Origin of the sequence: Shewanella sp. 4t3-1-2LB, from assembly GCF_017368415.1 — a bacterium.
Lineage (GTDB): Bacteria > Pseudomonadota > Gammaproteobacteria > Enterobacterales > Shewanellaceae > Shewanella > Shewanella fodinae.
On record NZ_JAFNJD010000034.1, the window covers coordinates 42,868 to 52,080 of the forward strand.

The 9,213-nt window shown below is 40.4% G+C and carries 4 protein-coding genes; all 4 read left to right on the forward strand.

Translation table 11 applies throughout. The features are described from left to right. The 4 genes from J3L11_RS13020 to J3L11_RS13035 are packed head-to-tail and all read left to right on the forward strand — an operon-like array spanning position 1 to position 9,108. The gene (locus J3L11_RS13020) at positions 1–1,584 is read left to right on the forward strand and encodes a tyrosine-type recombinase/integrase (protein ID WP_002024923.1); all 1,584 of its coding nucleotides are present in this window, start codon (positions 1–3) and stop codon (positions 1,582–1,584) included. Next, on the forward strand, positions 1,577–3,586 hold the full coding sequence (locus J3L11_RS13025; RefSeq protein WP_142577665.1) for an integrase: 2,010 nt from the start codon (positions 1,577–1,579) through the stop codon (positions 3,584–3,586). Before J3L11_RS13020 ends, J3L11_RS13025 begins: the two co-directional genes overlap by 8 nt. Before the next feature lie 13 nt (positions 3,587–3,599). After that, positions 3,600–4,055 (forward strand): hypothetical protein, encoded by a 456-nt coding sequence (locus J3L11_RS13030; protein ID WP_207571275.1) that lies wholly within the window; start codon positions 3,600–3,602, stop codon positions 4,053–4,055. Position 4,056: 1 nt separating this feature from the next. Continuing rightward, complete coding sequence (locus J3L11_RS13035; protein WP_207571276.1) at positions 4,057–9,108, forward strand: hypothetical protein; 5,052 nt, start codon at positions 4,057–4,059, stop codon at positions 9,106–9,108. Positions 9,109–9,213: the final 105 nt, after the last annotated feature.

A 9,213-nucleotide genomic window follows, 5' to 3' on the forward strand; every position in this document is an offset into this window, starting at 1 on the left:
GTGAGTACGAACTTATCGAAAACACAATCTGTAGATCAGTCTTGGTCTGAGATGCAGATCTTGGTTACTCGAGAGGGGAAAACAATTGATATATCAGGCGATCAATGGTTGCTCCCCATAGTGATTCGTGGCCACTCAACACTCGATTTTGGCAAAGTCTCAAATTTACAGCTGAGAAATGCGTTGAAGCACTATGTGTCTGACCAAGTTAGGCGTACTTCAACATCCGCTGGATACAAAGTTTTTCGTGATGTATGGAGGCTCGTTCTTAGGGATTGGGGGAAAGATAATCAACCGGAAAGTGCTAAAGATCATCTTATTGATTTATTTGAAAACTCTATCAACATTCAGCGCACTCGGCACAAGCTTTGGACAATGTATATGCCAATTCGGTGGTATATCTGGTGTTCTGACAACATTTCAGATAGTACATTTTCAGATGCCTATGCAGCTGAACTTGAAGCAATGGTTATACCCGGAGGTCCTAAAGGAGAGGCAGTTAGGATGTCCGACCCCGATATGGGGCCATTACATAAATCCTTAGAGCTCCCTCTTTTGATTGCTGCGCTAAAAGAGGACAAGAGCCTAGAGTTTGAGCATCTCCAGCAAAAGGCTGTTATGGCTTTGTCACTAGCTTTCGGCCGAAACCCCGCAAACCTGACATACCTAAGGGAAGGTGATCTCGTTAAGCTTGATCCATCGAACGAAGACCCCTGTTATATCATTCGGATGCCGCGTATTAAGAAGAGATTTGTTAATCCTCGCGATGACCTGATGGATGAATATTTAGATCCCCATTTCGGAAGAATTCTAGAAAATCTTGTCGAGAAAAATAACTTAGTGCCTCTTAGCTTTAAAGGTAAAGACTTCTCTACCCCAGAGAATCGACCTCTTCTAATAAAAACAAGCGGTAACCGCGTTGCCATGCATTCTCTAGATTTAGAGCATATTTTCAATATGACGAGCGGGGATATATCTCGTTTAATTACAGCCTTTACAAAACGTCATAACATAATTTCCCCTCTTACTGGTGAATTAATGTATGTCACACCAAGGAGGTTACGATACACCTTGGCAACAGGCCTGGCGACAGAGGGAATCAGCAAGCGTGAGCTAGCCAGGATATTAGACCATACGGATACCCAGCATGTAGGGGTATATTTTGATGTTGCGGGAGCAGTTGTTGAGCATCTCGACAAGTCGATGGCAAAAGGATTCTCGAAGTACCTCAATTTCTTCAAAGGTAAGCTTATTGATAATGATGAAGACGCTATCAATGGTGAGCGAGATGACAAGCACCTGACGTTTGTCGATGAGCAAAATCCAGATGATCAGTCTGATATTGGTGTGTGTGGAGAGTCTAGTGTCTGCCACCTTGATCCTCCTTATTCATGTTATTTGTGCCCTAAATTTCAGCCTTATCGTCATGCTGATCATGAGCATGTTTTGGAGTGTCTTCTGGTCGATCGTGAAGAGCGTTTAAAAAAGTACGAGAATGCACGATTGGGCATACAGCTTGATGAGGTGATAGCTGCGGTTGCACAGGTGGCACAGCTTTGTGAAGAAGGAGGTAGCAATGTCTGATGGTCGCTCAAATCGTAAGGCCAAGGTTATTCCCTTCATTGATCGTCTTGAGCGCGATAGAAAGGCAAATACCCAGGCTTTGGTCGATAAAGCTAAGCTAATGAAGCTGGAAGGGTTTGAGTCGGTTTTTTGGGGTAATCCTGTGTGGCAAGTGAATGCTGGCCGCCTAGTCAAGCTTACGGGTAAAAACGCCAAAACTGCGTCGTTTGCTTTTACGCTTCCCCCTAAACTTGGCTCAGAACCTCTACGTCATGACTGGGAGGAGGTTGCCAAGGCATTACTGATTCTTCGATTCCACAGAAAACATCAATCAACACCCAATCAGCGTAACTTCATTACCGCTGTTGGGTATATCTCATTTGCAGCTAACCAACTGGGGCAGGAACTGACCAAACTCACGCCAGAAGCGCTAGACGATGCGTGTGGATTAATTTCAAAACACTACAGTGACACCACTGCCTACAACCTTCACAAGCATGTTGCAGAGTTCGCTGCACACTGTGATGCTAATGGTTTGTGCAGGGTGCTGTTGCAGTATAAATATTCGAAGATGGTACGCCCAGTGAATACAGGAGGTCTGAATCATAAAAGGCTGGATGATCCTGAAGTTCTGGAGACCAAATCCGAGAAGCTTGTTGCTCCTGCCGTGTTTCGGGTTATCGGTGAGCTCTATTTGACGGTTCCAAAAGAACATAAATACAGATTGTATGTCCTGATATTGACTCTGCTTGCTTGTACTGGCCGCCGCTTTAGTGAGATTTCATTACTTCCGCTTCAAGAAGTTACGTTAGACCAAGACCAAAAAGCCTTCATAGAATATTTCCCTCGAAAGGCTAGTCTCGGTGATCTATTTACACCTAAAAGAAAACTCTACTTGCCGTCAGAGGTCGTAACAATAGTTAAAGATGTACTTGATGAGGTACGCGCGGCAACAGATTCGGTGAGAATTACCGCAGAGGAAATGCATCGTTCTCGCGGCCCCGATATTCGTTTTTTGAATAAAATTCCAGAGAAAAGAAAGTTATACATTGATGACCTGTTAAAAATGGGGATAAGCAGCAATACCATTTGTTCTACTGGATGGATTCGAAAGATTGGTCTTGTTTGGCAGGACCATGAGCGAGTGACCAAGCAAGGGAAAAAGCCAAATAACCCTATTTGCTACACAAATAAGGACGCTGTCAAAGCGTATTGTTTTAGAGACTTTTCTGAAAAACTACTACGAGCATTCCATATTGATCAATTTGGTAAAGAATACTATCTGAAAGATCTTTTATTTATTCGCTCATTGGGACTTTCTACTGGAAGCTATGCTCACTGGTTAGCTACAAGCTGTAGCCAGTCTATGTTCACCACATTTCTCCGTTATTTCCCTGCCCTTGCTGCTGAATACGCTTCCAATAGTATCGAGGTAGATTTTACCAGTCACCACTTCCGCCACACGCTCAATACTTTACTTGATGAAGGTGGGTTAAGTGATCTTATGCAAACCGAATGGTTTGGGCGAACCAATCCCAGGGACACCAAAGCCTATCAGCATACATCCCGAGAAAAACGTGCACTGATGCTCCGCGAAGATATCAAAAAAGGCTTGGTCGGTGGTCTATTGGCTGAGCAACTCAAAGTAGTTCCGGTAGAAGTGCAGGATGCTATTCTTAAAGCACGAATTCAGGCCGTGCATGATGTCGGTACAGGTATCTGCGTTCACAACTTTTCTCAAACACCCTGCGAGCGCCATTTACAATGTTCGGCAGATTGTAAAGACTACGTGTGGGTCAAGGATGATAAGGGTAGGCTGGACGAGCAGAAGCGCCAATATACCCTTACCGTATTGGCCCGAAAAAATGCTGAGAAACAGTTAAGTAGTAACAAGCCCAAAAAGAGCGCTGATTGGATAGCTCATAACGATAAAAAACTCAAAACGCTAGCTGTGCAACTGGCTGATAACGGGGTAGAACACTTTGATCCCGAACAATATTTGAACGAGGTAGAGCATGGTTAAGCGCTTTAGGCGCATGTCCGATAGTGACATCAATACAATCGTAGCTGATTTGGATCGCTGGGCACTCGGCGAGCTTGGAGCAAAACTCACCTGGGCTGTTCTCGAAGAACGTTTTGGCTTTAGTCGTCAGTCACTCCAAGCCAAATCTGAAATTAAAGCCGCTTATGACAATGCCAAACAAGCATTGTCGGGTGGCCTCGTGAAAACCAAAGCGCAGGCAACGAAAGAGGCGGAAGAGCTTCAGGTAGAGGTGGATCGCCTCAAAGCGGAACTAGAAGCTTACAAGAGAAAAGAAGCTCAATGGTTACGCCGCTGGCAACAAATCGCCTTCCACGTGCGGCAGAAAGGTATACAGATGGTCGGCGTTGATAAAGCCCCTTTAGAGGGAGCTGAGCTGCCTTCTAATACTGAAACTGCGAAAATCCTCCGGCCGTTTGACAAAGAGATTCCACCTTCAGGGAGAATATAAAATGAGTTTAGAAATAAAAAAACAAAGTAACCCATTTTCTACTGGTGGTGGAGGCGTTAATTTCGAAACAAGAGTTCAAGCAGCTTTCGCGCTATCCTTATTAACTAAATCTTGTGTTCCTTGTTTGAGTAACTATATGAGGGCTAAAGAGTTAAAGTTTCAGAACAAATATGATGGTGTAAATACTGATGATTTCGTATTGGTTGCTACTGATAAATCAGGTAATGATAGTAAGATTTTCGCTCAGATTAAGCATGAAATAACTATTAGTGGCTCAACAGATTCGATGTTTGCAGAAGTGATAAATAGTGCTTGGTCTGACTTTAAAGGATTAGGTTTCGATGCGGAAAGAGATTCTATCGCGTTAATAACAGGAAATTTAGCCAAGAATGATGTTAAAAATACTTTGCCGTTACTTGAATGGGCTAAGTTTTCATCGAGTTCAGAGGACTTTTTAAGGAAATCTAGGACCGAAGGATTTACCAGTAAAGCGAAGCTAGAAAGGTTAGAAATCTTTAGGAATCAACTTACTTCTGCTAACAATGGAGTGGCTATCTCAGAAGATGAATTATGGTCATTTTTAAAATCTTTTCAGATATTGCCTTTCGACTTAGACGCAGAACATTCAATCGTAGCAAACTTACTATGTTCATTGATTCAGTGTTACTCAGACGAGTTGCCCTCTCTAGTTTTAGCTAGACTTGTCACCTGTGTTCAAAGTTTCAATCAGAATGCAGGTGTTTTAACTAAAAATAATATACCAGAAGATGTCAAGATTTTATTTAATAAATCAATTAGCATACCGTTTGATAATGACTTAATAAAGTTTTACGAACGAAGTCAGCATATTTTTGACGGTATATCGACAACTATAAATTCATTTCATGTGGATAGATCGGAACAATTATTAGAAATATCTAACTGTTACATGGATAGTGAGTTTGTATTTGTTACCGGCGAGAGAGGGGCTGGAAAATCAGGCGTTGTTAAAGACTTTGTCGCAACAAAAAATATAGATGTCCCAGTTTTTTACTTAAGAGCCGAAGATTTAGATAAAAATCATTTAAATGAAGTTTTTACCTCTATGGGAATCACCTCTTCCCTGGGAGAAATTGAAAGTCATTTCTCATTGCTTCAAGAAAAGGTGCTGGTGATAGAGTCCCTAGAAAAAGTTTTAGAACTAAATTATCCAAATACTTTTGTTGAGCTATTGCAATACATTAAAAAACAGCCAGGTTGGACTATCATTGCTACTGGTCGGGATTATGCTTATCAACAGCTCTCATTTAATTTCCTACAGCCTTGCTCTATAAAATTTAGTAGCGTGAATATTGAAGGGCTTGAAGATAGTCAAGTCGAGCAAGTTTGCGAGCATATTCCAGAGCTAAAATCTTTAGTATCTAATAACTCATTAGTAGAACTACTAAGAATACCATTTTTTATTGAGATTGCTGTAAGAGCCATAAAAAATGGCGCTCAATTTGGGACTGGAGATACTGAGGAAGACTTTAAGGATACAGTGTGGAGGACTGTCATTGCAAAAGAAGCTGATAGAAAATCAGGGATGCCAGATAGAAGAAGAGCAACCTTTATTAACATAGCAATAGAGAGAGCTAAAAAAATGCTCTTTGGTGTCAGAGCAAGCGGTTTTGACCCAGAAGTAATCGCAAAGTTGGAAGAAGACCATTTGATCTACAGGGATCAAAAATCATCTACTGTAAGTCCTATGCATGATGTTTTAGAAGATTGGGCTTTAGAGGAGTTCATAGATAGAGAGTATTCTGATAATTACCATAATATTGCGAGCTTTTTGTTAAAAATTGGAAGTGAACCGGCGATAAGTAGGGCATTTAGGTTATGGCTGTATAGGAAACTAAAATTTGATGATACGACTAATGAATTTGTAGAAGGTTTATTATCTTCGGACGAGATAGAGAGTTATTGGAAGGACGAGGCAATTTCTGCAATTATGCAGCATGACTCTCCTGGAAGATTTATTAATTTACTTAAGCGCCAGCTTCTTAAAGATGATTGTGCTCTTTTGACACGGTTTTGTTTTATTCTCAGAATAACGTGCCAAAGACCAATATCTCTATACAACGGACTACTGATAAAAGATAAAAAGTCGGGGTTGCTAAAATCCCTGTTCCTAAAACCATATGGAGAAGGTTGGGGAGCACTATTCCATTTTATTTATGAGGAAAAAGCTAATTTGAGTAGCTCTGTGCGTACTCAAGTTATTGAATTGATAGATGAATGGTCTAGCCTTATTAATATACATGATGAGTTGCCAAAAGCGTCTGAAAAGGTTGGTCTTTTAAGTTTATGGCTCCTTGAAAAGGTCAAAGATTCATATCGTGGCGAGGGGGAAAGAAAAAAAATATTAAATGCTTTATTAAAAGTTTCAACAGCCATTAAAGATGATTTTGATGAATTGATGAAACAGGACGTTTTCATCTCCAAGATAAGGCCTAGGCGATTAAGTTATGTTGATGAACTGAGTAGTTTAGCGCTTATAGGCCTCAATGTTCCTATGTTGTGCAAGTTTTATCCTGACTTCGTAGTTAAACTTTCAATGCATGAGTGGCTGTTGGAAAAAGCCGAAGAGAATGAGTATGGCTACGGTTCATATCGAGTAGACGTAGAGGAATCATTTGGGCTAGATACAGAGCGAGATTTTTTTCCTGCAAGCGGTGCCAAAGGCCCTTTCAAATATCTTCTTCAATTTAAGCCAAGGCTAGGCTTAGATTTCATTATTAGATTGTGCAATGTGACGGCACAAAAGTATTCAGAATCGGAATTTTCCAAACCTCAAGACAATGAAGAAGACACTATTTACGCCTTCGAAACAGTTGCTAAACAAGTCGATATAACCCTGAACGATGGTTCAGTAGTTAAACAGTATGCATCTCCTCACCTCTGGAAGGGATATAGAGGACAGTCTACGTTGCCCTACTTATTACAGAGTGCTCTTATGGCGTTGGAGAACTGGTTAGTTGAGTACGTTGACAATTGTGGTGAGAATAATGAAATAGATTGGATTTTTGATTATGTTCTTCGCTCTAGTAATTCAGTAATGCCTACATCTGTTTTATCTTCTGTGGCCACAGGTTTCCCTTATAAAGTAGGTAAAGCCGCCTTACCTTTACTTAAAACTGCAGAATTATACCATTTAGATTTGATTCGAATGACACAAGAAATGGGTAGGAATGAGATGCATTTCTTTGGCCTTGATAGGGATGGATTGTCGAAAATATACATAGAAGAGAGAAGAGCAGCAGCACTTAGACCATGGAGAAAAGAGTCATTAGAAACCTTATTAACAAGACTTCAGTTCGTAAATGAGCTAAGGGATGATGTTTTAAAAATTGTTGATGAATTGAAAAATGAAGCTACTGTAAGGAATGAAAAAAGCCTTCGGTATATGGTGCACAGAGTCGATACAAGGACTTGGGAAGTAGTTGAAGACAAGGAAAATGACCGAGTATTGTTTCAAAGCTCATCAGAGCTTCCGGAAGATTTAAAGCTGGATCAACAAGAGTTTAATGAAAAGCATGCAATGGATAACACCGTAACTAGTTTAAACTTATGGGGTAGAAAACTATTTGATGAGAAATTACTAGAAGAAAAATACTTCTCTTCATATCAGGATGCGTTAATAGCTACTAAGGGATTGCTCAGCGCCCTCCAAAAAGGTGAAATTCACAACTTTGCCGATATGGCTGTTGGCACAATAACAACTGTTGCAGCAGTTTGTGTCCGTGATGTTCTTTTAGAATTGAGCGATGAAGATAAAAAATGGTGCTTAGGAATTATCCTAGAGTCAATATTCATGCACGCAGACAATATGAATGGGATAGCTGCACATGATAAGACTGATTATTATGGCTCTGGAGCATGTGCATTTGTCTTACCTAAGTTACTTGATTTAGATCTAGATTCAGAAGAAATAGAACATTTGAAATTTGCGTTAGCTACAGCATTAACGCATGAGAACCTGAACGTTAGTGCTTGTGCAGCTAAGGGAGTAAGAGAGTTTCTTTGGTCTAGAGACGCTGAATTAGCATCCCGTTGTATAGGTGGAATAGTTGAGTATGCCAGATTACGAAGGGAAGATAGTGAGGTACGTAGGTTTTATCATTTGCAAGGTGCTGAATTGCAAGCCGCACTCGAAAAATGGAATGATCTATTAACAGCTTTTCGTAACGACTTGGTTGAGGGAAAGTTTAAGCTTTCAGTTAACGATATATCTTTGGAAAGCCACTGTTCGTGGTTTATTCATTTACCAATGCTAATGGTTCCTTACTGTACTAAGGACGAGATACAGATTCAGTTGGTCAATAGGTTAATAGGTTTTGTATTTGATACGGAGTATCAAAACCATCGTTCGAGTGGTGATGAAAAAATAAATCATGAAATTAAGAAGCAGATTCAAGACTGTCTCTCTGAACATGTTGTTTCTTCAAGAAACAATAACTTCATGCCCTTTAAAGATCTATTGGTATTAGGGTGCTCAAAAGCTCCCAGCTTCATTTATTCGTTAACACTTGCCTATCATGTCGCTGTAGAAAAAGAAGGTGATTATGATGCTATATGGGCACTTTGGTGCCTGCTAGCACCAGAAGCACATAAAATAGCTTTGAATGATGTTAATGACCGTTATATCGGTTTACAGCATGACCTAAATCAGCTACTGCGTGGAATGATGTATGCGGATTGCCCTTGGCAAGGACATGAGAATGAAGAGAAAGATATGAAGCGAGGTGCTAAATATTTGCTCGGTTTTGCAATGCAATCTGCACATAATAGCCATGTGTTTGAAGCCTTGTCCTCATTGATTTATAACTTCTACAATGTTTTCTTCGAAGAAGGCATTCAGATTTTAGCTGAACATTACGGTGCCAATCGAAATATTATCGGGAAGCAAGTGAATACAGCATTCTATATAGAAATGGTGGTTGGAAGATTTTTGCAGATAGAAAATCGCGGAACTCTTAGTAGAAGAATGTACGATATATGTCAGCTTCTCTTTGCGTATTCCGGCCGATCATGAACACTCATTCTGACGGAACGTGAACACCTCTACTGATTGAACGTGAACACCCATACTGATTTCAATCTGAACACTTTGACCATCATTTCCAGAATCGGTGTTCAT

What these genes read in the sequence shown, in the direction of transcription:
- J3L11_RS13025 (WP_142577665.1), top strand. Translation starts at nt 1,577, where the DNA reads ATGTCTGATGGTCGCTCAAATCGTAAGGCCAAGGTTATTCCCTTCATT.
- J3L11_RS13030 (WP_207571275.1), top strand. Translation starts at nt 3,600, where the DNA reads ATGTCCGATAGTGACATCAATACAATCGTAGCTGATTTGGATCGCTGG.
- J3L11_RS13035 (WP_207571276.1), top strand. Translation starts at nt 4,057, where the DNA reads ATGAGTTTAGAAATAAAAAAACAAAGTAACCCATTTTCTACTGGTGGT.